The sequence below is a fragment of the Symbiopectobacterium sp. genome (assembly GCF_047692315.1).
Taxonomy (GTDB): Bacteria; Pseudomonadota; Gammaproteobacteria; order Enterobacterales; family Enterobacteriaceae; genus Symbiopectobacterium.
In genome coordinates this window covers 157,125-182,503 of sequence record NZ_JBLLJS010000013.1, presented here as the reverse complement: position 1 = coordinate 182,503, position 25,379 = coordinate 157,125, and the positions used below count along the sequence as shown (strand labels likewise).

15 protein-coding genes and 7 pseudogenes are annotated in these 25,379 nt (G+C 54.1%); 5 read left to right on the top strand and 17 right to left on the bottom strand.

The genetic code is table 11. The features are described from left to right. Positions 1-28: 28 nt before the first annotated feature. Complete coding sequence (ubiD, locus tag ACMZI0_RS07525) at positions 29-1,516, bottom strand: 4-hydroxy-3-polyprenylbenzoate decarboxylase (RefSeq protein ID WP_415672500.1); 1,488 nt, start codon at positions 1,514-1,516, stop codon at positions 29-31. Between the two features lie 147 nt (positions 1,517-1,663). Between ubiD and rfaH the strand changes: the two genes are divergently transcribed. Then, positions 1,664-2,152 carry a transcription/translation regulatory transformer protein RfaH gene (gene rfaH, locus ACMZI0_RS07520; RefSeq protein WP_415672488.1) on the top strand — a complete coding sequence of 163 codons (489 nt, stop codon included), beginning with the start codon at positions 1,664-1,666 and terminating at the stop codon, positions 2,150-2,152. Positions 2,153-2,218: 66 nt separating this feature from the next. Here the strand turns inward: rfaH and hemB are convergent, their stop codons facing one another. The 12 genes and pseudogenes from hemB to argC form a co-directional block, all read right to left on the bottom strand. Further along, positions 2,219-3,241, bottom strand: a complete 1,023-nt coding sequence (gene hemB / locus ACMZI0_RS07515) for a porphobilinogen synthase (RefSeq protein WP_415672487.1) — start codon at positions 3,239-3,241, stop codon at positions 2,219-2,221. A 15-nt stretch (positions 3,242-3,256) separates the two neighbouring features. Further along, a pseudogene (gene tatD, locus ACMZI0_RS07510) lies at positions 3,257-4,001 on the bottom strand (3'-5' ssDNA/RNA exonuclease TatD). Positions 4,002-4,108: 107 nt separating this feature from the next. After that, the gene (gene tatC, locus ACMZI0_RS07505; protein WP_415672486.1) at positions 4,109-4,876 is read right to left on the bottom strand and encodes a Sec-independent protein translocase subunit TatC; all 768 of its coding nucleotides are present in this window, start codon (positions 4,874-4,876) and stop codon (positions 4,109-4,111) included. A 3-nt stretch (positions 4,877-4,879) separates the two neighbouring features. After that, positions 4,880-5,515 carry a Sec-independent protein translocase protein TatB gene (tatB, locus tag ACMZI0_RS07500; RefSeq protein ID WP_415672485.1) on the bottom strand — a complete coding sequence of 212 codons (636 nt, stop codon included), beginning with the start codon at positions 5,513-5,515 and terminating at the stop codon, positions 4,880-4,882. Positions 5,516-5,518: 3 nt separating this feature from the next. Continuing rightward, positions 5,519-5,800: a Sec-independent protein translocase subunit TatA gene (gene tatA / locus ACMZI0_RS07495; RefSeq protein WP_415672484.1), complete on the bottom strand. Its 282-nt coding sequence runs from the start codon at positions 5,798-5,800 to the stop codon at positions 5,519-5,521. Positions 5,801-6,025: 225 nt separating this feature from the next. Continuing rightward, complete coding sequence (gene ubiB, locus ACMZI0_RS07490; RefSeq protein ID WP_415672483.1) at positions 6,026-7,669, bottom strand: ubiquinone biosynthesis regulatory protein kinase UbiB; 1,644 nt, start codon at positions 7,667-7,669, stop codon at positions 6,026-6,028. After that, positions 7,666-8,274: a ubiquinone biosynthesis protein UbiJ gene (gene ubiJ, locus ACMZI0_RS07485; RefSeq protein WP_415672482.1), complete on the bottom strand. Its 609-nt coding sequence runs from the start codon at positions 8,272-8,274 to the stop codon at positions 7,666-7,668. Before ubiJ ends, ubiB begins: the two co-directional genes overlap by 4 nt. 24 nt (positions 8,275-8,298) lie before the next feature. Next, positions 8,299-9,054 carry a bifunctional demethylmenaquinone methyltransferase/2-methoxy-6-polyprenyl-1,4-benzoquinol methylase UbiE gene (gene ubiE, locus ACMZI0_RS07480; RefSeq protein WP_415672481.1) on the bottom strand — a complete coding sequence of 252 codons (756 nt, stop codon included), beginning with the start codon at positions 9,052-9,054 and terminating at the stop codon, positions 8,299-8,301. Between the two features lie 334 nt (positions 9,055-9,388). Then, positions 9,389-10,879: pseudogene (gene rmuC, locus ACMZI0_RS07475) on the bottom strand (DNA recombination protein RmuC); the annotation flags it as partial. Positions 10,880-11,095: 216 nt separating this feature from the next. Further along, on the bottom strand, positions 11,096-12,466 hold the full coding sequence (gene argH / locus ACMZI0_RS07470) for an argininosuccinate lyase (RefSeq protein ID WP_415672499.1): 1,371 nt from the start codon (positions 12,464-12,466) through the stop codon (positions 11,096-11,098). 109 nt (positions 12,467-12,575) lie between these two features. Continuing rightward, positions 12,576-13,349 (bottom strand): acetylglutamate kinase, encoded by a 774-nt coding sequence (gene argB / locus ACMZI0_RS07465; protein ID WP_415672480.1) that lies wholly within the window; start codon positions 13,347-13,349, stop codon positions 12,576-12,578. A gap of 23 nt (positions 13,350-13,372) precedes the next feature. Continuing rightward, positions 13,373-14,377 carry an N-acetyl-gamma-glutamyl-phosphate reductase gene (gene argC / locus ACMZI0_RS07460; RefSeq protein WP_415672479.1) on the bottom strand — a complete coding sequence of 335 codons (1,005 nt, stop codon included), beginning with the start codon at positions 14,375-14,377 and terminating at the stop codon, positions 13,373-13,375. A gap of 228 nt (positions 14,378-14,605) precedes the next feature. Here argC and argE point away from each other — a divergent pair, with 228 nt between their 5' ends. Beyond that, the gene (gene argE, locus ACMZI0_RS07455) at positions 14,606-15,754 is read left to right on the top strand and encodes an acetylornithine deacetylase (protein ID WP_415672478.1); all 1,149 of its coding nucleotides are present in this window, start codon (positions 14,606-14,608) and stop codon (positions 15,752-15,754) included. 235 nt (positions 15,755-15,989) lie between these two features. Then, positions 15,990-18,585 (top strand): annotated as a pseudogene (ppc, locus tag ACMZI0_RS07450) (phosphoenolpyruvate carboxylase). A gap of 61 nt (positions 18,586-18,646) precedes the next feature. Here ppc and ACMZI0_RS07445 read toward each other — a convergent pair. Together ACMZI0_RS07445 and udp are read right to left on the bottom strand one after the other, a co-directional pair. After that, a complete protein-coding gene (locus ACMZI0_RS07445; protein WP_415672477.1) occupies positions 18,647-19,432 on the bottom strand; it encodes a tyrosine-protein phosphatase in 786 nt (261 codons plus the stop codon). A 29-nt stretch (positions 19,433-19,461) separates the two neighbouring features. Beyond that, a pseudogene (gene udp, locus ACMZI0_RS07440) lies at positions 19,462-20,227 on the bottom strand (uridine phosphorylase). A gap of 217 nt (positions 20,228-20,444) precedes the next feature. Between udp and ACMZI0_RS07435 the strand changes: the two are divergent. Next, positions 20,445-21,229 (top strand): annotated as a pseudogene (locus tag ACMZI0_RS07435) (dienelactone hydrolase family protein). A 55-nt stretch (positions 21,230-21,284) separates the two neighbouring features. Here the strand turns inward: ACMZI0_RS07435 and metE are convergent. Beyond that, a pseudogene (gene metE, locus ACMZI0_RS07430) lies at positions 21,285-23,532 on the bottom strand (5-methyltetrahydropteroyltriglutamate--homocysteine S-methyltransferase). Between the two features lie 103 nt (positions 23,533-23,635). Here metE and metR point away from each other — a divergent pair. Then, a pseudogene (gene metR, locus ACMZI0_RS07425) lies at positions 23,636-24,575 on the top strand (HTH-type transcriptional regulator MetR). Here the strand turns inward: metR and ACMZI0_RS07420 are convergent. Continuing rightward, positions 24,487-25,377, bottom strand: a complete 891-nt coding sequence (locus ACMZI0_RS07420) for a carboxylate/amino acid/amine transporter (protein ID WP_415672476.1) — start codon at positions 25,375-25,377, stop codon at positions 24,487-24,489. The pseudogene metR and the gene ACMZI0_RS07420 sit on opposite strands and share 89 nt — an antisense overlap. Positions 25,378-25,379 lie beyond the last annotated feature (2 nt).

The window sequence follows — 25,379 nt, the reverse complement described above, 5'->3', positions numbered from 1 at the left end:
AAAACGGGTAACAGCAGCACACAATACATCAGGAACGCGGCGGACTGTCGTTAAAAATGGCAAGCTCATCCCATATGGCGTCAATACGGGCACACACCTCGGGATCTTTCTTGATGGGATGACCCCACTCGCGCTGCGTTTCACCTGGCCACTTATTGGTGGCATCCAGCCCCATTTTGGAGCCCAGGCCAGAAACCGGCGATGCGAAATCCAGATAGTCTATCGGCGTGTTTTCCATCAGCACCGTATCTCGTGCCGGATCCATGCGGGTGGTCATGGCCCAGATAACGTCCTTCCAGTCTCGGGCATTGATGTCGTCATCACAGACAATGACAAACTTCGTGTACATAAACTGGCGCAAAAAAGACCATACGCCCATCATCACCCGTTTGGCATGACCGGCGTACTGTTTTTTCATCGTGACGACTGCCAGACGGTACGAACACCCTTCCGGCGGCAGGTAAAAATCCACAATTTCCGGGAACTGCTTTTGCAGAATGGGGACGAAAACTTCATTCAGTGCCACACCCAGCACCGCAGGTTCATCAGGCGGACGTCCGGTATAGGTTGAGTGGTAAATGGCGTCCTGGCGCTGCGTTACATGCGTGACGGTAAACACCGGGAAATTGTCCACTTCATTGTAATAACCGGTGTGATCGCCGTATGGCCCTTCCGCGGCCATTTCCCCTGGTTCAATGTAGCCCTCCAGCACAATTTCCGCGCTGGCAGGCACTTCCAGATCGTTGGAGAGGCATTTCACCACTTCGGTTTTATAACCGCGCAGCAATCCAGAAAAGGCGTATTCGGAGAGCGTATCTGGCACTGGCGTCACCGCACCAAGGATGGTCGCCGGATCGGCGCCAAGCGCTACAGAGACCGGGAAGCGTTGACCGGGGTTTTCCTGACACCACTCCTGAAAATCCAACGCGCCACCGCGATGAGATAACCAACGCATGATCAGCTTGTTTTTACCCAGTACTTGCTGGCGATAGATACCGATATTCTGACGCGCTTTGTGCGGCCCGCGAGTGACCGTTAAGCCCCAAGTGATCAAGGGAGCAGCATCTTCCGGCCAGCACTGCATCACAGGAATACGGGTCAGATCGACGTCTTCGCCTGACCAGACCTGCTCCTGGCAAGGTGCCGATGAGAGCCGTTTGGTCGGCATATTGAGCACCTGACGGAATTTGGGCATGTTTTCCATCAGGTCACGGAATCCTTTGGGCGGCTCTGGCTCTTTTAAAAAAGCCAGCAGCTTGCCCACATCACGCAGGGCAGTCACGTTTTCCTGTCCCATGCCCATCGCCACTCGCTCCGGCGTGCCAAACAGGTTGCACAACACGGGCATGGTATAACCGGTCGGATTTTCAAACAGCAACGCCGGACCACCCGCACACAGCGTTCTGTCGGCAATCTCCGTCATTTCCAAATGGGGGCTGACAGGATGGCGAATGCGTTTCAGTTCTCCCTTCTGTTCAAGAAGTGCGAGAAATTCACGTAAATCACGATATTTCATGCTGATTGTCAATGCTGTCTGTAAAAACGACATTATAAGGTTTCTTGCCAATTCTGTCGCTTCTTCATGCCGCTATTTATCCGTACAGGGTTTTGTTATGCTTTCCGGCAATGCTCATCGACTGACAGATCATCGACAGAACACATTATGGAAGCCTGGTATTTACTGTATTGCAAACGTGGGCAGCTGTTGCGCGCCAAGGAACACCTTGAACGCCAGGCTGTCAACTGCCTAAGCCCGATGATCAAAATGGAGAAGATCGTACGGGGAAAGCGTGCGGAAGTCAGCGAACCGCTGTTTCCCAACTATTTGTTTATTGAGTTCGATCCTGAACGCATCCACACCACCACGATTGGCGCTACGCGCGGCGTCAGCCATTTTATCCGTTTCGGCGCTCTGCCCGCCGTCATTCCCGTGAGCGTCATCACCGAACTTGCACAACATCCGGTGCAGATGATTCACGATCCACAAACGCCGTATCCCGGAGATACCGTGTTGATCACTGAAGGGATTTTTACCGGGCTACAGGCGATTTACAGCGAACCAGACGGCGAAGCGCGCTCCATGCTGCTACTCAATCTGCTGAATAAGCAGGTGCCGCAAAGCATCGATAATCGCCAGTTCAAAAAGATGTAGTCGGCCGCACCAGACGAAAGAAATGCCGCCAGTGAACCTATCCACTGGCGGCAAAAGATAGGCCGATTAGCGGGAAAGCTGCTCGTCACGCAGCCATTGTGCGACTTGCTTGGCAAAATAGGTCAGCACGCCGTCTGCACCCGCGCGCTTGAAGCACAGCAGTGATTCCATCACCAAAGGCTGCTCCTGAAGCCAACCGTTGCGAATGGCCGCCATATGCATGGCATACTCGCCGGAAACCTGATAGGCAAAAGTTGGCACACCGAAGGTTTCTTTAACACGGTGCAGCACATCCAGATAGGGCATGCCGGGTTTAACCATCACCATGTCCGCGCCTTCCTGCAAATCCTGAGCAACTTCCTGCAAGGCTTCATCACCGTTGGCCGGGTCCATCTGATAGGTTTTTTTGTTACCGCCTTTCAGATTACTTGCCGAGCCGACCGCATCGCGGAAAGGCCCATAGTAGCAAGAGGCGTATTTTGCGGAGTAAGCCATGATCTGGGTGTTCACCAGATGCCGCGCTTCCAGTTCGGCACGAATGACACCAATGCGTCCATCCATCATGTCGCTCGGTGCAATGATCTCCGCACCCGCTTGCGCATGACACAGTGCCTGGAGCACCAGAACGGCTTTGGTGATGTCATTTATCACATAGCCGTCTTCGTCAATAATGCCGTCTTGTCCATGGGTGGTGTAGGGATCCAGCGCAACGTCTGTCAGCAACCCCAGTTCCGGCACCGCATCTTTGAGCGTACGGATTACACGGGGCACCAACCCCTCTGGATTGTAAGCTTCTTCGGCGTTCAGAGATTTTTTATCGGTATCGATCACCGGAAACAGTGAAAGCACCGGGATACCCAGCTTAGCGAGCTCTTCTGCCTCTTTCACCAGAAGATCCAGCGTCATGCGATACACGCCCGGCATGGAAGGCACTTCCTGACGCTGATTTTTGCCTTCCATCACAAACACGGGGTAAATCAGGTCATTGACCGTCAACTGGTTTTCAGCAACAAGGCGACGACTGAAATCATGACGGCGCACACGGCGCAAGCGACGGCCGGGAAAGGCGCCGGGAAAAACATTGCTCATAATTATTCTCCAGAATCATGGCAGCCGGAAAATCCGGCGTGCGTTTTCATCTACTTTTTGCCCCAACATACTGGCGTCTTCATCGCGCCAGGCAGCAACCTGCTGAACGATATGTGGCAAAAAGCAGGGTTCATTACGCCGGGATGCAGGTTTTGGTGATAAATCCCGGGGTAACAAATAGGGCGCGTCTGTTTCCAACAACAGTCGATCAATGGGAATCTGTTTTAGCAGATGGCGAAGTGCAATTCCGCGCCGTTCATCGCACACCCAGCCAGTAATGCCTATCGAAAGTCCACGACGCAAGCACTCATCCAGTTCCTGTTCAGTGCCAGTGAAACAGTGCAGCACCGCTCCGGGTAGCTTATCCAGCCAAAGGGGAGAGTAGCGCCATAAAACGCGTATGTGTGTCACGGCAATGCAAGAAAACGGGCAGCCCCAGCTCAGCCGCTAACGCTAACTGCGCGGAAAATGCCTGCTCCTGCTCATCGGGGGTTGAAAAATTGCGATTAAAATCAAGCCCGCATTCGCCAAGAGCCACAACGGTGGGCTGCTTCGCCAATTGCGAAATCTGTTCCGCCAGCGCCGTCGACCAGCAATAGTCTGGATATTCACACGCTAACGCCAGCGCCTGTTCACTTTCATGCAGGTTGGTTCCGGTGACAATCATCCCACTGACCTGCCCCGCCTGAGCGCGCGCGATAACCTGGGCACGATCGTGAGCAAATTGACTATTGGTGAGATTGACGCCGATATCAAACATGGATATTCCTGAATGGTGATGACATGCCCGCACCGGCGAGCATGTCACGAAAGGAAGCAAGTGTAATCTGGAGGAAATCTCCGCCTAAGCGGGGATGACAGCAGGGTTCAAGACGATGGGCCTTCTTCGCTTTCCTCAGCCTCAACCTGACGACGCCCTTTCCCCACGTAAAAACGCGAACAGAACAGGCCGACTTCAAACAGCAAGTACATCGGGATCGCCAGCAAGGTCTGTGAGAACACATCAGGTGGCGTCAACAACATACCGACAACGAAGGCACCAACCAGCACGTAAGGCCGTTTCCTCTTCAAATCTTCCGTGTTGGTAACACCGCTCCAGCACAGCAGCACAATGGCAATCGGCACCTGGAAAGAGACGCCAAACGCCATAAACAGCGCCATCACGAAATCAAGGTAGTTATTGATGTCGGTGGCAATGAGCACGCCTTGAGGTGCCGTCTTGGCAAAAAAACTGAACGCCAGCGGGAACACCACAAAGTAAGCAAATGCCATACCCGCGTAGAAAAGCAGGCTACTGGAGAACAGCAAGGGCATCATCAGGCGGCGTTCATGCTTGTACAGCGCCGGGGCGATAAACGCCCAGACCTGATACAACACCAGCGGTGCCGCAACAAACACCGACACGATCATCGTGAGCTTGATCGGCGTAAAGAATGGGGAAGCCACATCGGTAGCAATCATACTGGCCCCGGCGGGCAGTTGCTCAATCAGCGGTGCCGAGACAATCTGATAGATATCGTTAGCAAAAAAAACCAGCACGACAAACACGCCTAAAACACAAAGAATGCTGTTTAACAGGCGTTTTCGCAGCTCAATCAGGTGACTGATTAACGGTTGTGTATCTTCAACGGCCATAGACTAGCGTTCATCAGCAGAGGGTTGGGAAGGCGCGACAGTAGCGGCAGGTGCTGCGCGCTTATTGAGCGCATCATCGTTCGGCGCGACCGTAGCGACAGTCGACGAATTTTCCGCAGGCACAGCGGCTGCCGCAGAAGGTGCTTCAGACGCACTCTCCACTGCAGCACGCGGTGCCACATCGGTAAGGGATGAAGATGGCGTAGCTACGGATTTGTCTACAGACGGTAACGCTGCTGACGAAGACGCCTGCTCAACGCTGATTACCCCATCATGTGCCGCCTCAGCATCCGCCAGCGGTTGATGCAGCACCTCTCCGACGTGCGCAGTCGCGCTGTCGCCAGGTTTCACATAACCGCGCCGCATCGCATCCGCCGCTTCTTTGAGTTCGTCCATAGAGGCTTTCAGCTCGGGAGAGAGGTTTTTCAGGCTAGCCTGCTCCACCTTCTTCAAACTGTCCTGCAACTCTTGCAGCTTTAACTCTTGAGTCAGCTCATTTTGCACTGTGGAAGCCAGCGAACGTAGTGTCCTGACCCAACCAGCAATCGTTTTAACTGCCACAGGCAGGCGTTCAGGCCCGAGTACTACCAGGCCGATCACCATTACGAGCATCAGCTCACCAAATCCAATATCAAACACCGATTATACCTGCTCTTTATGCTGGCTCTTCGTTTCTTCTGATTTTGCGTCAGCCTGTTGTTCCGTGATGGACTTCGTCGTGAAATCGGCATCCTGCTGTGTTTTTTCATTCTGGTTGGCAGATGCGCTGTCAGCGGACGGGGGTTGATCATCGCTTATGGCTTTTTTGAAGCCTTTGATCGATGCCCCCAAATCGGAACCTAACGTTCTTAGCTTGTTAGTACCGAACAGCAGCACCACGATCACCGCAATGATCAACAAGTTCCAAATACTAATACCACCCATACCAATTACCTCTTTTCTACAAAGGGGAGTTATCCATCATCTTTCACACCGCAAACATCGTGTGTACGTTGGTGTTCAAAAACGGGTTACCGCGCGTTGTTCATGCCCAGAGGATGCGCTCGGTTTTCGTTTCCTGCAACGCCTTTTTCCTGCGGCAGAAAGGCATATTAGGTCAAAGCCATCACTATTATATACGGCTATTAATACCGTCTGTCATGATCTGCTTCAACGTGTACGACGCCAACCAATGACCCAGCTCACAACACCTGCTGTCATTAATCCTGCGGGAATCACTTCCGGGAGATCCTGACGCCCCACCAATATGAGTAACCCAGCGAGTAGCAACGTTGTGCCAACGCCAAAAAAATAGCGTGACTGGCCTTGCCGCATTCGTTGCATGCGCAGTTCATCGGTCAGTTGCGTAACGCTATGATGCAGCAACCGATGCTGTCGCAAACCATCGTAAATCAACTCGGGAATTTCCGGCAGTTTTTCCGCCCAGAACGGCGCTTTTTCTTTCAATCCGCGAATCAGTGCGGCAACGCCCATCTGGTCTTTCAACCATGACTCAAGAAAAGGTTTAGCCGTTTTCCATAAATCCAGTTGCGGATAAAGCTGTCGGCCTACACCCTCAACGTAAAGCAAGGTTTTTTGCAGCAACACGAGCTGGGGTTGCACTTCCATATTGAAGCGGCGCGCCGTATTGAACAAATTCAATAACACATGGCCAAATGAGATCTCCGCCAATGGCTTTTCAAAAATGGGCTCGCACACGGTGCGAATCGCAAATTCAAACTCTTCAACATTGGTATCGGCAGGCACCCAGCCGGAATCCACATGTAACTCCGCGACGCGGCGATAATCCCGATTGAAAAAGGCAATAAAGTTTTCCGCCAGATAACGCTTGTCTTCCTTGTTCAGCGACCCGACGATACCGCAATCAATGCCGATATATTGCGGATTTTCAGGGTGTTCATAGCTGATAAAGATATTGCCGGGATGCATATCTGCATGGAAGAAGCTGTCACGGAACACCTGAGTAAAGAACACCCGCACCCCACGCTCTGCCAGCAGCGGCATGTTGGTGCCGTTGGCTTTCAATGCCTCAACGTCCGACACCGGAATGCCGTAAATGCGCTCCATGACCAACATGTTTTCAGTACAATAATCCGAATAAATCTCCGGAATATAAAGCATGGGACTGCCGTCAAAATTACGACGCAGTTGAATGGCATTCGCCGCTTCACGCAGCAGGTTTAATTCGTCAAGCAGGTTTTTTTCATACTCGCGCACCACTTCGCGCGGACGCAAACGCCGCCCATCCGGCAGCAACATCGGTAGCCAACCGGCTAAACGGTTCATCAGGCGCATATCAGCTTTGATAACGGGAAGGATATCAGGACGAATCACCTTGATAACCACCTCTTTGCCATTCATTTTGAGCCGAGCAGTATGCACCTGTGCAATAGACGCAGAGGCGAGCGGGACTATCTCAAAATCATCAAACCAGCTTTCCAGCGGAATGCCGCCCATGGACAGCTCAATCTGTTCACGGGCCAGTTTGCCGTCAAAAGGATCGACACGATCCTGAAGAATAGCGAGCTGATCGGCGATCTCCGGTGGAAACAGATCGCGGCGGGTAGACATCATCTGGCCGAACTTGATCCATACCGGACCCAATTCCTGCAACGCCAGACGCAAGCGTTCACCAAGAAGCTTATCCTTATGGCGGTTTGGCATCCAGAACAAGCACTTGCGCCAGATACGCAGCGGCAGCGTAATACGTAAACGCGGGATCAGCTCATCCAGGCCGTAACTCAACATGACACGGATGATGTGGTAAAGGCGCAGCAGTTCACTTGGTGTCATTGTGCTGACTCCAGCTTCGCCAGGCGTGCCGCCAGCGTATCAACGTCATCGTTTAACGCAGCCACTTCATCATACCACCAGGCCGCTTCCAGGCGTCCCGGCGCAAGCCGCCACTCTTCCGTTACGGTCTCTGCCAGATAGCGCCGCTGGCGATCAAACAGACGGGTCGCACCGCGCCACACTCCCCGCGCTGCCTGACCAATTCCTTGTGCGACAACGTCGCCCGTATAAGGCGCAAGCCACTCAGCAGGATCGCACTCCGCCAAATCTAACAGATTGACAAAGTGTTGGACAACTTGCATATCCCCTTCGATCACCAACTCACCGCTGCTCATCAGCGATGAAAGATGCTGGCGATCACGCAGCGTGAGCAGTGCGGGGATTCGGGTTTCCAACTGGCAGTCCACCGTATCAGCCCACTGACTCACCACATCGAGGCGGTGTTCGCCAAAGACCAACACCAGCGGCACTGGCAGCTCGGCTAACACGATTTTGAGCGTTTTTCCCTGTAGACACTGGCGCGCCGCTTTCAAGCTGTGTTCGCGAAAAAGCAGACTATTTAACGCCGTTTCCAGCGCGGCAGTCAGCACAGACGTTATCAGCATCAGCGTTTCCCACTATAAAACGACTTAAAATTTGAACCCACGGTGTAATGCGACAATGCCTCCCGTGAGGTTGAAGTAATTTACACTGTCAAAGCCTGCATCCACCATCATACCTTTCAGCGTTTCCTGGTCAGGATGCATACGTATCGATTCTGCCAAATAACGGTAGCTGACCGCATCTTTGGCCACCATATTACCAATGCGCGGCAAGACATGGAATGAATAGAAATCATAGACTTTGCTAAGCGGTTTCAGCATCGGTTTGGAAAATTCCAGCACCAGCAGGCGACCACCAGGTTTCAACACGCGAAACATGGAACGCAGCGCTTTGTCTTTATCCGTCACATTGCGTAAACCGAAAGAAATGGTAATGCAGTCAAAATAGTTTTCCGGAAAGGGCAACGCTTCCGCATTGGCCTGCACATAGCTGACGTTATCAATAATCCCCAGATTGCGGAGCTTTTCGCGTCCCACTTTCAGCATGGAAGCATTGATATCGGCCAGCACCACTTCCCCCGATTCCCCCACCAGATGTGAGAATTTAGCGGTCAAGTCACCCGTGCCGCCCGCCAGATCCAGCACACGCTGGTCGCGACGCACACCGCTGCACTCAATGGTAAACCGTTTCCAGGCACGATGAATCCCGAAGGACATCAAATCGTTCATCAGGTCATATTTTCCCGCTACCGAGTGGAATACACCTGCTACCATGGCCTCTTTATCGTTCTTGTCGACAGTACGAAAACCAAAATGCGTGGTTTTCTCCGGATCGTTCGTCATGTTCTTCGCCCTACTTTTCCAAATCAGAATTGTGGTCAATCCCCTTTGCGCGCTATCGGCTGGACTCGCCGCTCACATTGCGCTGTCGAGCGTTATGCGCAACACGAGCTTGGCGTGTCTGTACGCGTTTCGCATCAACAATCGAAGAGGAACATCGAATTTTGAAACTACCCCTTAATGGGGAGAGTGTAACAGACCAAGCTTAAAAACCCACCGCTCTGATGCACTGAATAAAGTTGTAAAACGCGAACATACGTGACGCATCAGAGGCGATTCGATATTTCCACGTCTGCGCTTTCAGCGTGTTCTCCCCTGGGGGGACATCTGTTTGCATAGATTCAGACTGCTTAGACAGCCGCACGGTCTCCGCGTCAGCCTCGGCAGAAAGCACCGCTTGCTCCGCCACGTTGGGGTTAATGGTACGCTTAACCTCTACACCAAGGGAACGGAAACCTTCTACCTGGGATATCAGATTACCGCGTCCCGAGGCCAGTTTATTCATGGCCTGCCGATAGCTGGTCTGTGATTTATCCAGGCTCTGCCCCAACGCCGCCATGTCTTCAACAAAGAGACGCAGTTTATCGTACAGTCGAGAGGCGCGTTCTGCGATCTGCTGCGCATTGTGGCTTTGCTGTTCATAACGCCACAGATTGGTGATGGTGCGTAACGCGACGAGCAGCGTGGTAGGGCTAACCAACATGATATTGTGTTGCAGGGCTTTGCTGATCAATTCAGGGTGACGATCAATGGCCACCAGAAACGCAGGTTCCACGGGGATAAACATCAGCACATAATCCAGCGAGCGCAGCCCCGGCAATTGCTGGTAGTCCTTATTACTCAGCAGGCGGATATGCCCACGCACGGAAGCGATATGCTCGCTGAGCGCGCTGGCACGTTCTCCATCATCTTCACTATTAAAGTAGCGCTCATAGGCCACCAGCGACATCTTGGCATCAATCACCACATCTTTGCCTTGTGGGAGACGGACGATCACATCTGGCTGCATACGTCCGTTCGCGCCAGTCTGGATACTGACCTGTGTTTGGTATTCATGTCCTTCACGCAAACCGGAAGCCTCGAGCACGCGGCCCAGTACGACTTCGCCCCAGTTCCCCTGCGTTTTGTTATCACCTTTCAGGGCTTTGGTCAGGTTGACCGCTTCTCGTGCCATTTGCACGTTCAGTTGCTGCAACTGACGAATTTCATGCGCCAGAGTATGGCGTTCACGCGCTTCACTGCCGAACCCTTCCTGAACCTGACGACGAAAACCATCCAACTGTTCCCGCAACGGAGTCAGCAGTTTATCGAGGCTCTGTTGATTTTGTTCATCTACCCGGCGACCACTGTGCTCAAAGATCCGGTTAGCCAGATTTTCAAACTGTGTCGTTAAGCGTTGCTCACTGTTGATCAACAGTCGCTGTTTTTCCTCAGCGGCGAGGCGCGTTTCTTCCAGGCGGATAGTCACCTCACGCAGTTCTGCTTCCTGTGCACCGTTTGCTTCGCGCAGCGCGCGCAACTCTTGATTGAGATGGCTGCACTCTTCTTGCAACTGGGCCATGACCAGCAACTTCTCCTGATGGGCACTGAGTTTGCCGTGCATCAGACGCAGTTCCATATCATTCTGGCGCAGACGCTGTTCATCCTTATCACGCGCGAGCTGAAGTTCACGTACCGAGCTTTGCGCCTGCTGTAACGCTTGTTCTTGTATACGTTGTTCTGCTTCTTGCCGGGCGCGGCGCTGCTGGTAACGCAGGCTGGCAACAAGCCATCCCACCCGCCCCCCAACCGCCCCGCCGCCTATGCCGTAAAATAGGGTGATATCCACGTCTCATTCCTTTCGTTATCGCCACTGTCCGTCAAGGTAAAGCGATACTGTATATATATCCAGAAAGAATAGCGCAGGCCAGCTCGAAACAGCATCGCAGTCAGCAGTGAAATGATTAAAATGCGAGGCGTCTTGCGTTGCTGGCTTACGTTCATAGGCAGAATAAGAAAGGGCCGGAAATCCGGCCCTGATGCAGATGACATAACACTATCGGTGTTACAGACGCCCTTTGGCATCGGCAATTACCTGTGCTACCTGCTGCGGTGATACACCACCTTTGGCCGCACGTTTTTCCAGGCAGGATTGCAAAGACAGGATGGGATACACATCATTGCCAATGGTTGCGCTGAATTTTTGCAAATCCTCCAGCGACAATGCTTCCAGCGCTTTACCCTGACGAATGGCTTCCACCACCGCCTCACCGACAATATGGTGCGCTTCGCGGAATGGAACGCCTTTTGCGACTAGGTAATCTGCCAGCTCGGTCGCATTCGCATAGCCCTGCTGCGCTGCTTCCTGACAACGCGGACGGCGAACCTGAATGCCCTCCAATACCAGTGCAGCCATCATCAGGCAGTCATGCCAAGTGTCGAGCGCGTCGAACAGCCCTTCTTTGTCTTCCTGCATGTCCTTGTTGTACGCCAGCGGCAAGCCTTTGAGCGTCATCATCATGCCAGTCAGTGCACCTTGCACTCGACCCGATTTACCGCGGATCAGCTCCAGTGCGTCCGGGTTTTTCTTTTGCGGCATCAGAGAGGAGCCGGAGGTCACACGATCGGACAGCTCAACGAACCCGGATTCACCGCTGTTGAAGAAAATCAGATCTTCTGCAAAGCGCGACAGGTGCACCATGCCGATTGAAGCATTAGAGAGCAGTTCCAGTACATGATCGCGATCTGATACCGTATCAAGACTGTTACGGGCAGCAGAAGCAAACCCCAGCCAGCCTGCCAGTTGCTCACGATCGATAGGATAGGCAGTCCCGGCCAACGCGCCACAGCCCAGTGGGCTAACATCCAGGCGTTTTAGCGTATCTTCCAAGCGGCTTTCGTCGCGCGCCAGCATTTCATGGTAAGCCAGACACCAGTGGGCAAAGGTAACCGGCTGTGCGCGCTGCAAATGGGTGTAACCCGGCATCACCGCATCCTGGTTCTCCTCAGCGGTAGCCACTAGCGCGGCACGCAGTTGGCGCACGGCCAGTTGCAGTTCACCGATTTGCGCCTTGCACCAGAGTTTAAGATCGGTCGCTACCTGATCGTTACGGCTGCGGCCGGTGTGGAGTTTTTTGCCCAGATCGCCCACTTTGTCGATAAGCTTCTGCTCTACCCAGCTATGAATATCTTCTGCATCGCTTTGCAAAATCTGTTCTGGGTTGGCTTGCACCTCAGCTAGCAGCGCATTCAACGCCTGCTCTAGCTGCTGTTGTTCCTGCGCGCTGAGTACGTTGACCGTCACCAGCGCCTTTGACCAGCCGATGGAGCCGACGATATCTTGCTCCACCAGACGGTAATCAAACCGCAGCGAGTCATTAAATTGTTTGAACCGCTGATCTGCCGCCTGACTGAAACGACCGCCCCACAACGCCATAACCGATACTCCCAAAATTTGCTTCAATGTCTTGTCACCACACGGGCGAACCCGCATGCTCGCTTCCGTTACCTTTATGCCAACGGAAATTCCCTACAGGTTAACAGATTTACGCCAGGATTCGCGTGCCAATCGGCGTGCCGTTAAACAGCGCGGGCAGTTGATCGGCATGACGCCAGCTCGCGATATCCACCGGACGACCCAACGCACGGGCTGCATCCAGCGCCGCGTTGACTTTAACAATCATGCCGTCAGTGATAATGCCTTGCGCAATCAGTTGTTCCGCTTTCTGCGCCGTCATTTCCGCAATCCGCTGGCCCTTGCCATCAAGAATACCGCTCACGTCCGACAGCAGGATCAGATCGGCTCCCAGCGTTTCTGCAAGCGCTGTCGCTGCCTGGTCGGCGTTGACGTTCATCAAATCGCCTTGTTCGGTGATCCCGATGGAGCTGACGATCGGTAAATACCCTGCTGTCAGCAGCGCATTGGGCAGATCCGCTGAACCAGCCTGTGCTTTGCCAACGTACCCCAAGGATTCATCCAACTGCGTCACCGTGGTCATGCCACCATCCGCCAGACACAACCCCACCGCATTGATAGCGTGTTTCTTCGTCCAGGCCAGCAGCGTTTTGTTGGCCGATCCAGCCAACGCTCCTGTGATGATGTCGATCTGATCCGCCGGCGTAACGCGCAGCCCGTTTTTCTTCACCACGGGTAACGCCAGTTTTTTCATCAGGTCATCCACCAGACAGCCGCCGCCGTGCACAATGACCAGCGGACGCTGGTATTGCTCACGATAGGCAACCAGCGCCGTAAACAGACGCTCCAGCGCTTCTTCGCTGTCCAGTAACACACCGCCCAGTTTGATAATTAACGGATTCATCGCTTTCGTGCCTCAGGATTATGTCAGAGCAAAGATTGGGTTTCAGGGAAACCGAAACGAATATTTAGGCACTGTACAGCTTGTGCCGCCGCGCCTTTGAGCAGGTTATCTTCCGTGGCGACCACAATCAGGTGTTCATCCTGTACGGAGAAACCGATATCGCAAAACGGTAAGCCCACAACTGATTTTAGCGCCGGAACCCCTTTATCGTAGAGGCGCACCAATGGTTTGTCGTGATAGGCATTGTGGTAGGCTTCTGCCACATCCTGCGCGCTAATACCCGGTTTCAGGCGGCAGGTAATGGTCGCCAAAATCCCGCGAGCAAAGTTCCCAAGATGCGGAGTGAAGATAACCGGGATGCCCAGGTGGGACGCAATTTCGGGTTGGTGACGGTGATTGAAGACACCATAGGGCTGCAAGCTCACTTCACAGAAGCTGCTGGTGAGCGAGGCTTTACGTCCGGCACCGCTCACGCCGCTCACTGCATTGATAACCGGCCACTGGTCAGCGTTGAGCAGTTGCGCATCCACCAGCGGTTTAAGTGCCAGTTGTGAAGCCGTCGGGTAACAACCGGGTACGGCAATCAGCTGCGCTTGCTTAACGCGCTCAGCCTGAAACTCGGCAAGACCGTACACCGCCTGGGCCAGCCAGTCAGCATGTTGATGTTCGAAACCGTAGTAGCGGCGATAAAATTCAGCATCCTGCACGCGAAACGCACCGGAGAGATCGAATACCACGCAGCCTGCTGCCAGAAAAACCGGCACAAGATCGTGGCTCACTTTGTGGTCAGTCGCCAGAAACACCACATCGATGCCTTTGGCAGCCTCGGCCGCATCCGTCAACGCCTGCACCGGCAAATCGATGATGCCTTTCAGTTGAGGATGCAGGTCAGAAATGCGTTTGCCCGCATCGACGCTCTGCGCGGATACCGCAAGTGCGGTAAGGTTCATCTGAGGATGACGATTCAGATAGAATGCAAGTTCAGCGCCAGTATAACCGCTTGCGCCAACAATCAACGTATTCAGCATGGGATCTGCATACCTTCCACTAAAAATGATTTAAACACGGTGTCGTTAAAACAGGGTATCTACAAAACGCCAAACCCACTAACGGTATTCAACCGTTACAGGTGTAGACTAGCAGGTAATGTATCCTCCCAAGGGAGAGAAACAGTTTCCTTTCGCTACACGTTATTGTATTTTTATTCAAAATAAATGCATGAATATTGATACTACCCTAACATAAGGCTGTCAACAGTGAAGATGAATTTACCCCCATTTATTGAGCTGTATCGGGCGTTGATCGCGACGCCTTCCATCAGCGCCACCGACCAGGCGCTCGATCAGAGCAATGAAGCATTAATCAATCTGCTCGCCGGGTGGTTTGCCGATTTGGGCTTTCACGTTGAGGTGCAGCCGGTGCGCGGTACGCGGCATAAATTCAATCTGCTGGCACGCATCGGCCAAGGTCAGGGCGGCTTGCTGCTGGCCGGGCATACCGATACGGTGCCGTTTGATGATGGTCGCTGGACGCGCGATCCCTTTACGCTGACAGAACACGATAACAAGCTGTACGGGCTGGGCACTGCGGATATGAAAGGCTTCTTCGCCTTTATTTTGGATGCGCTACGCGATATCGACCCTGCAACGCTTGCCAAACCGATTTACGTGCTAGCAACCGCCGATGAAGAGACCACCATGGCAGGCGCCAAGTATTTCTCTGAATCTACGCAGATACGCCCGGACTGCGCCATCATCGGCGAGCCAACTTCGCTGAAACCGATTCGCGCCCATAAGGGCCATATGTCAAATGCGGTGCGTATTCAGGGACAATCCGGACATTCGAGCGATCCTTCGCGCGGCGTAAACGCTATCGAACTGATGCATGATGCCATCTCCCATTTGATGGTGTTGCGCAATACGCTGCAAACCCGTTATCACAACGCGGCGTTCCATATCCCCTATCCGACCATGAATTTCGGCCATATCCACGGTGGCGATGCCGCCAACCGCATCTGTGCCTGCTGTGAACTGCACATGGATATTCGACCACTTCCGGGATTGACGCTGAACGATTTGAACGGTCTGGTAACTGAAGCGCTGGCACCGGTGAGCGAGCGTTGGCCGGGACGCGTGAGCGTCAGTGAACTGCACCCACCAATCCCCGGCTACGAGTGTCCGGTGGATCACTCATTGGTCGGTGTGATTGAAAAGTTGCTAGGCGTGCCCACGGACGTGGTGAACTACTGTACTGAAGCGCCGTTTATCCAAACCCTGTGTCCGACGCTGGTGCTTGGCCCTGGCTCGATTGAACAGGCTCATCAGCCGGACGAATATATCGACACGGCATTTATCGCCCCGACACATAAGTTGATCACACGGATGGTGCAACATTTCTGTCGGTAAACGCAAAACGCACGGACGCGATAAGCGCCCCTAATCTGCGCACGGATGTAATTAAATTTCACCGATTGCCAATCCCACACTAAAGCAGGTACAACAACAGAGGGGTAAAACGGCAGGGTGATAAAACAACCAATCGTCAATTGACGAATCCAGCCGGGCGTGGCTAGATGAAGGTAGCGTTTTGCGTCTTTCTATGAAACAAACTTACAAAAAATAGAGATGGGTCAGGGTAAATATGAACGAACAATATTCCGCGATGCGAAGTAATGTGAGCATGCTGGGTAAACTTCTTGGTGACACCATCAAGGATGCGTTAGGAGAGAGTATTCTTGATAAGGTCGAGACAATCCGTAAGCTGTCAAAATCGTCCCGAGCAGGCAATGAAAAGCATCGTCAGGAGCTGTTGAACACACTGCAGAATCTGTCCAATGAAGAGTTGCTCCCGGTAGCGCGCGCCTTCAGCCAGTTTCTTAACCTGACCAACACCGCAGAGCAATATCACTCTATTTCGCCACACGGTGAAGCGGCCAGCAATCCGGAAATTTTATCGCAGGCGTTCGATCGTCTGAAAGCGCAAGCGCATTTAAGTGAACGCGATATTCGTGACGCCGTGGAGACTCTCTCCATTGAGCTGGTGCTGACCGCGCACCCTACAGAAATCACTCGCCGTACGCTGATTCATAAGCTGGTTGAAGTAAATACTTGCCTAAAGCAGCTCGATCACAACGATCTGGCAGACTATGAGCGCAACCAGATCATGCGCCGTCTGCGCCAGTTGATCGCCCAGTCATGGCATACGGATGAGATCCGTAAGATCCGCCCGACGCCAGTAGATGAAGCCAAATGGGACTCCGCCGTGGTGGAAAACAGCCTGTGGGAAGGGGTGCTGGCCTTCTTGCGCGAGCTGGATGAGCAATTAGAAAAATCCTTTGGTTTCCGCCTGCCGGTGGATTCCGTACCTGTTCGCTTTACCTCCTGGATGGGCGGCGACCGCGACGGCAACCCGAACGTGACCGCTAAAATCACCCGTCACGTCCTGCTGCTTAGCCGTTGGAAAGCCGCAGACCTGTTTTTACGCGATATTCAGGTGCTGGTGTCCGAGCTCTCCATGTCGGAATGTACACCGGAACTGCGTCAGCGTGCCGGTATCGCAGAAGGGGAAGAGGTTCAGGAACCCTACCGCGTTATTATGAAATCCCTGCGTGCACAGCTTAACGCGACGTTGGCTTATCTTGGGGGCCGGCTGAAAGGCGAGCGCACGCTACGCCCACACGATCTGCTGGAAAGTAACGAACAGCTGTGGGAACCACCGCATGCTTGCTACCAATCTCTTCACGCCTGCGGCATGGGCATTATCGCCGACGGCCAACTGCTCGATACTCTGCGCCGCGTGCGCTGTTTCGGCGTGCCGTTGGTACGCATCGATGCACGTCAGGAAAGCACTCGTCACACCGAAGCGCTGGCGGAAATCACCCGTTACCTCGGGTTGGGCGACTATGAAAGCTGGTCTGAATCCGACAAGCAGGCGTTCCTGATCCGAGAATTGAGTTCCAAGCGGCCTCTACCGCCCCGTCAGTGGGAACCGAGTGCAGAAACCAAGGAAGTGTGCTGGATACCTGCCAGGTGATCGCGGAAGCGCCGCAGGGCTCTATCGCCGCCTATGTGATCTCCATGGCACGCACACCGTCCGACGTGCTGGCCGTGCACCTGCTGTTAAAAGAAGCGGGCTGCCCCTTCGCTTTGCCGGTCGCCCCGCTGTTTGAAACGCTGGATAACCTGAACAACGCTGACGATGTGATGAAGCAGCTGCTGGGTATCGACTGGTATCGCGGCTTTATCCAGGGCAAGCAGATGGTGATGATCGGCTATTCCGACTCCGCCAAAGATGCGGGCGTGATGGCGGCCTCCTGGGCACAATACCGTGCGCAGGACGCGCTGATCAAAACCTGCGAAAAAGCAGGGATCGCCTTGACGTTGTTCCACGGACGCGGCGGCGCTCCAGCCCATGCAGCCTTGCTCTCGCAACCGCCGGGCAGCCTGAAAGGCGGCCTGCGCGTGACCGAACAAGGCGAAATGATCCGCTTCAAATTCGGCCTGCCAGAAGTGACCATCAGCAGTTTGTCGCTCTATACCGGTGCTATCCTCGAGGCCAACCTGCCGCCGCCAGAACCGAAACCGGAATGGCACGACATCATGGAAGAGCTTTCCCGCGTGTCTTGCGATATGTATCGTGGCTATGTGCATGAAAACCCGGACTTTGTGCCCTACTTCCGCGCAGCAACGCCGGAACTGGAGCTGGGCAAATTGCCGCTCGGCTCACGCCCGGCCAAACGCCGTCCTAACGGTGGCGTAGAAAGCCTGCGCGCCATTCCGTGGATTTTTGCCTGGACGCAGAACCGCTTAATGCTGCCTGCCTGGTTGGGCGCGGGTGCTGCGTTGCAAAAAATCGTGGAAAACGGTCAGCAGAAAGCGTTGGAAACCACGTGCCGCGACTGGCCGTTCTTCTCCACGCGTATCGGGATGCTGGAAATGGTATTCGCCAAAGCGGATCTGTGGCTGGCGGAATACTACGATCAGCGCCTGGTAGACGAGAAACTGTGGCCGTAGGGAAAGAGTTGCGCGATCAGTTGGCGGCGGATATCAACGTGGTGCTGCGAATTTCCAACGATGACCATCTGATGGCTGACTTGCCGTGGATTGCTGAGTCTATCGCACTGCGTAACGTTTACACCGACCCGTTGAACGTACTGCAAGCCGAGCTGTTACACCGTTCGCGTGAGCATGAGAACCCCAGCCCGGAAGTGGCGGCCGGTATGCACAACACCGGCTAATCGCGACAACCTTATCTTCCCGCCTCACTCTGAGGAGGGATATCTTCTTCGTTTTACCGCGTTATTCAGCCAGATATTTACGCTGTAGCTGGTAGCGCGCGTCATCATCCAGCCCGTAGTCCGTCGCCAGCCAGCGATTTATCGACCCGTACCGTTCTTTGATTGCACGCAGTGCCGTCTCCAGAAACGCTTCCTGAACCGAGAGCACAAAGGAGAATTGCGACAACGCTTTCTCATTCAGCGTATCTGCCAGCGATGCCAGCAGCTGCTTGCGGAAAGGCGCGAGCGTGATGTCCGTGACCAGATAGTCTTCCATCACCGTCTGCTCATCGGCCCCGAGCGCAAACAACACCAGGGCGGAGCCGATACCAGTGCGATATTTGCCAACGGCACAGTGCTGTACCAACGCCCCCTCTTCCGGCCTCAGCAACAGAGCAACCAGTTGGCGATAAGCCGGATTGTTGAACGGCAAACGCCGATAGAGTTCCAGCATAAATGCCTGCGAATCAAAGGCAGAGAGCTGCTCCGACCCCAACGACTCCAGACTGGCTGTTACCTCATGGCGGATCGGATTGGCAGGACAGGTGTGATAATTTGCGCCTTCCCACAGGATATCGGGCTTAGCCGTCACTTCATCCGGATCGCGGTAGTCAACCACATGAGAGACCAGAACACCGGCCAGATGCTCACAGTCGGCGGCACTCAGTCGATCCAACGAGCCTGCGCGGAACAGTTTGCGCGGGCGAATACGTTGGCCATCCGCAGTACGCAACCCACCTAAATTACGAAAATTGATGCCACCCTCTAATGCCAGCAAAGAGGGATAGCTTGGTGCTGTTTTTGTCATACATATCCTTGCAATTCGTGGCGGAAGACTTAGGCACTCAATAACCGACGCGCTGCATCCAGCACCACCTTGACGGCAGCGGTTTCGGCCAGCTTCATGGTCGCGACATCCGGCGTTTCCTGCTGGGTGCGGTTGACGATCACGCCTGCGACCATACCCGCCCGTAATCCCTGGCTGGAACACATGGTGAGCAGCGTGGCCGACTCCATTTCATAATTCAATACGCCCATGCTTTGCCACTCTTGCATCGAGCCTCGAAAACGCCGCACGACGCGTCCGGAGTAGGTATCGTAGCGCTCTTGCCCCGGATAAAAGGTATCCGAAGAGGCCGTTACGCCAATATGCAGCGGGAAACCAGAGGCTTTTGCGGCGTCCACCAGCGCGGCGGTACAGGAAAAATCTGCCACTGCCAGGTACTCCAACGGTGCAAAGTGCAGGCTGGCACCGTCCAGACGCACGGCCGCTGTAGTGACCAACACGTCACCCACATTCATATCCGGCTGAATCGCCCCTGTGGTACCCACGCGCAGGAAGGTTCTGACGCCCAATTGCGCCAGCTCTTCCACGGCAATCGAGGTCGAAGGGCCACCAATACCCGTCGAGCAAATCACCACAGGTTGCCCCGCAAGCGTAGCACGCCAGGTGGTAAATTCACGATGCACCGCCAGAAACACGGGGTTATCCATCTCCCACGCAATTTTTTCGACCCGCGCCGGATCGCCGGGCACAATGGCTAACGTCGCTCCTTGCAGATCCTGTTTGGTTAACCCCATGGAACACATCAGATTCAGACATACTCGTCTCCTCATCGTGGGCAAAATATTACCGTTATTATCCTACTGCATCATGGCAATAACTGTAGTGATACATCTCACTACCAAAAGAAATCAATACAGTGGTATACACTTATAAATTGCGCGTTGTCACACCAATAATCCCTTTTATGCTCAAGAGGAGAAAAACCACCATGAAAGTGGCCGAACCGCTGGAACTCCGACACACCGATCGAGCAATGACTCGTGCCGTGACGCCTCATGCCGCGTCAACCATCCTCACAGACACTCAAGGGATTATCGCGGGTGAAACCACCATTCCATCCCAAGGCGAGCAGCTTCCCGCTTATCTCGCCAAACCGGCTTCGGGTGACGGGCCTTACCCCATCATTCTGGTGGTTCAGGAAATTTTTGGCGTGCATCAGCATATTCAGGATGTCTGTCGTCGGCTGGCCAAACAGGGTTATCTTGCCATTGCGCCAGAACTTTATTTCCGTCAGGGCGATCCGCATCAGTACGATGACATTCCTTCGCTGCTCAGCGAATTGGTCAGTAAGGTTCCGGAATGCGCAGGTGTTGTTGGATCTCGATCGCGCCACCAACTGGGCAGTGCGACAGGGGGGCGATGCCAACAAGATAGGGATTACAGGCTTCTGTTGGGGAGGACGAATCAGCTGGCTGTATGCAGCGCACAATCCACAGTTGAAAGCCGCCGTTGCCTGGTACGGAAAATTCTCTGGTAACAAAACCCTGACCACGCCGAAACACCCGGTTGATGTCGCCGCCGACCTCAGTGCACCGGTACTCGGATTATACGGTGCAGAAGATGGCAGTATTCCCCTCTATCAGGTCGAACTGATGCGACAGGCGCTACGTGCCACCAACGCCACGGCAAAGATTGTGGTTTATCCCGAGGCAGGACATGCATTCCATGCGGATTATCGCCCCAGCTATCATCAAGAATCGGCTCAAGATGGCCTGGCAGCGTATGCTGGCGTGGTTCGCGCAGTATGGCGTGAAATAAATACATAAAAAAACGCAGGGAGAAGCTCCCTGCGTTTTATAACGAACGATTGAGGTTACGCTTCGGTTTCGCGTAAGCGCTGCGCCGCTTCCACCATGTTGGCCAGTGACTGACGCGTTTCCGGCCAGCCATGCGTCTTCAGGCCACAGTCCGGGTTCACCCACAAGCACTCAGCGGGAATACGCTGTGCCGCTTTACGCAACAGTGCTTCAATCCATTCAACGCTCGGTACGTTCGGTGAGTGGATATCGTACACACCCGGCCCGATTTCATTCGGATACTCGAACTCTTCGAACGATTCCAGCAGTTCCATGTCTGAACGCGAGGTTTCAATGGTGATCACGTCAGCATCCAGTGCAGCAATGGAGTCCATGATATCGCTGAATTCGCAGTAACACATGTGAGTGTGAATCTGGGTGTCATCCCGCACAACCGCCGCATTAAGACGGAACGCTTCCACGCCCCATTCCAGATAAGCCTGCCAGTCAGAACGGTGCAGCGGCAGCCCTTCACGCAGTGCCGGTTCATCAATCTGGATGATGCCAATACCAGCACTTTCCAAATCAGCCACTTCCTCACGCAGTGCCAGCGCAATCTGCTTGGCGATGGTTTCCCGGCTGACGTCTTCGCGCGGGAACGACCAGCACAGAATGGTTACCGGCCCGGTCAACATACCTTTTACCGGCTTATCGGTCAGTGATTGGGCATATTTGGCCCACTCAACCGTGATCTGATATCACCGATGATCACCGGAGGCTTAACGCAGCGTGAACCATAGCTCTGCACCCAGCCGTTTTGGGTGAAGATAAAGCCATCCAGTTGCTCACCAAAGTACTCCACCATGTCGTTACGTTCTGCTTCACCGTGCACCAGCACATCCAGACCCAAACGTTCCTGCTCAACAATCGCCTGTTTGATATGTTCAGCGATGCCAGTGCGGTAGTTGTTGCCATCAAGGCGGCCTTGCTTAAAGTCCAGACGCAGGCCACGAATTTCCGTGGTTTGCGGGAACGAACCAATGGTAGTGGTCGGCCAGGCGGGCAGATTGAAACGAGCACGCTGTGCCTCGGCGCGCACCGGATAGGCGTGTTGACGCTGGCTGTCCTGCGCGGTAATCGCCGCCAAACGCTGAGTCACCGCCTCATTGTTAACGAGCGTTGAAGTGCTGCGCGCACGAATCGGTGCGCTGTATTCCGCCAGTGCGGCACCATCGCCGTTGTTCAGTGCCGCAGTCAGCAGCGACAGTTCAGCACATTTCTGCAACGCAAAGGCGAACCAACTTTTGACTTCGTCATCCAGACGAGTTTCAACGCTGAGATCGATCGGGCTGTGCAGCAGAGAACACGAAGAACCGATCCACAGTTGACGTTGCCCCACTAGCGGTTGCAGGCGTTCAAACCAGGTGCTTAGATCCGCACGCCACACGTTACGGCCGTTGATCACACCTAATGATACCAGCCAATCAGCAGGCAGTTGCGCCAGCAGTGCAGCGGCATCATCCTTGCCGTGCACCAGATCCACATGCAGCCCTTGTACTGGCAGCGCGCGAATGGTGTCCAGATTATGACCGATGCTGTCAAAATAGGTGGTCAGCAGCAGTTTGACCGATCCCTGCAACGCATCGTAGGCCGGTTTAAAGGCATTCAACCACTCTTGCGGCAGTTCCAGCACCAGTGCAGGTTCATCAATCTGTACCCACTCGATACCGCGCTTCGCCAGCTCTGCCAGCACTTGCTGATACACCGGCAGAATGTCTTTCAGCAGGGAGAGGCGATCGAACGCCTCTCCCTTCACTTTACCCAGCCACAGGTAGGTCACCGGGCCTAACAGCACGGGTTTGACCTTGTGGCCCAGCGCCAGCGCTTCGTCCACTTCATCCAACAGTTACGTCCAGGTCAGGGAAAAACGCTGCCCCTGGGTAAATTCAGGCACCATGTAGTGGTAGTTGGTGTTACACTATTTGGTCATCTCTGCGGCCGCCGCCGGCTCACCGGTCGGTGCGCGGCCACGACCAATGCGGAACAGCGTGTCGATATCAACCTTGCCATCTGCATTTTGGTGACGTGCAGGCACGTTACCCAGTAGCTGGTCAGCACGTGATCGTACCAGGCAAAATCACCCACCGGCAGCAGGTCAACACCAGCATCTTTCTGCTGTTGCCAGTGACGTGCCCGCAGCGATTTACCCACTTCCAGCGGTTCCGCCTGGGTAAGGTTGCCTGCCCAATAGCCTTCTTGCGCTTTTTTCAGTTCACGGCGCGGTCCGACGCGCGGAAAACCCAGTGTGTGATTTAAAATTGCCATCGTTGATCCTCATTTAGCCGTCCAGATGTTTACACATCCATAATCAACAGGTACTGTATAATGCACAAGCGCAAATTATTCACTGTCATTGTGAAGGACTCTCATAATCGAACTGAAACACTTACGGACACTGCAAGCGCTGCTCAGCACAGGCTCGCTGGCAGCAGCGGCAGCGCAGCTTCACCAGACGCAATCGGCGGCTTTCCCACCAGTTCAGCGAGCTGGAGCAGCGTCTGGGTTTTCGGCTGTTTGTGCGTAAGAGCCAACCGCTGCGCTTTACCCCTCAGGGGGAGATCCTGCTGCAATTGGCCGATCAGGTGTTACCTCAGATTCAGCAGGCGTTGCAGGCGTGCAACGAGCCGCACCAGACCACGCTGCGTCTGACGATTGAATGCCATAGCTGTATTCAGTGGCTGACACCCGCGTTGGAACATTTCCATAGTCAGTGGCCACAGGTGAACATGGATTTCAAATCCGGAGTCACCTTTGATCCTCAACCGGCCCTGCAACAAGGTGAACTGGATTTGGTGATGACATCGGACATTTTGCCGCGCAGTGGGTTGCACTACTCACCGATGTTTGATTTTGAAGTGAGATTGGTACTGGCACCCGACCATGCATTAGCGAGCAAAGAGACCATCTCACCGGACGATCTCGCCAACGAGATCCTGATGATCTATCCGGTTCAGCCCCAACGACTGGACATCTGGCGTCATTTCCTGCAACCGGCAGGCGTCAGCCCGACGCTAAAAAGTGTGGATAACACCTTGTTGCTGATCCAGATGGTGGCAGCACGTATGGGCATTGCCGCGTTGCCGCACTGGGTGGTGGAAAGTTTTGAGCGTCAGGGATTGGTGGTCACCAAAACGCTGGGCGAGGGTCTGTGGAGCCGGCTATACGCTGCGGTGCGGGACGGAGAGCAGCGCCAACCGGTACTTGAAGCCTTTATTCGTTCTACCCGCCAGCACGCGTGTTCACATCTGCCGTTCGTGCGGGATGCTGCACGACCCAGTGCTGGTGTACCCACAAGGCCGCAAGGATAATCAGCGACCCCAAGGCAAAACGCCCCCAGTCGGGCGTTTTCTGCCAGAAGAGGAAGTTGACCAGCAGCCCGGCAGGGACGTGAAAATTGTTCATGATACTCAACGTGCCGGCATCCACCCTGGTGGCACCGTAGTTCCACATGAAATAGCCCAGTCCAGAGACAATCGCCCCCAGAAAGACCAATACGCCCCACTGGATTGGTGCTGTCGGTAACCTGGCGAAATTGCCAAATAAGCCCCACGCCACCAGCGTCACCAGAGCCGCCCCAAGATAAAACCAGGAAAACGCGCTGTGCTGTGGCATTGGGTGCAGTTCCATCAGGCGCTTATAACCCACTTGCCCAGCGGCAAAGCAAATATTAGCGGCTTGAATCAGAAGAAAACCATGCCAGAAATGCGCGCTGACGCCATGATAGTGAATGACTACAGCACCCAATACCGCCAGCAACGCGCTAAAAACATAACCCCAGCGCAAGCGCCGCCCGCTGATCACATCGTAAATCAATGTGACGTAAAGCGGCGTCATCACCGAAAATAGCAGCAGGGTCGGAACATCAAGATAGAGATAGCTGCGGAATAGCAGCAGGTACATCACGCCCAGTTGGATTACACCTACCAGCAGATACAATCCCAGTACTTTGGCGCAATAGCCTCGCCAGCACAGGAACGGCAGAAAAACCACGGCGGCCAGCACCAAACGAAACATGGCAGAAAACCAGCTATCTACCTGACCTGTCAGATATTCGCCAATCAGGCTGAAGGAAAACGCCCACAGAATAGTGGTAATGACCAGTAATAACACGC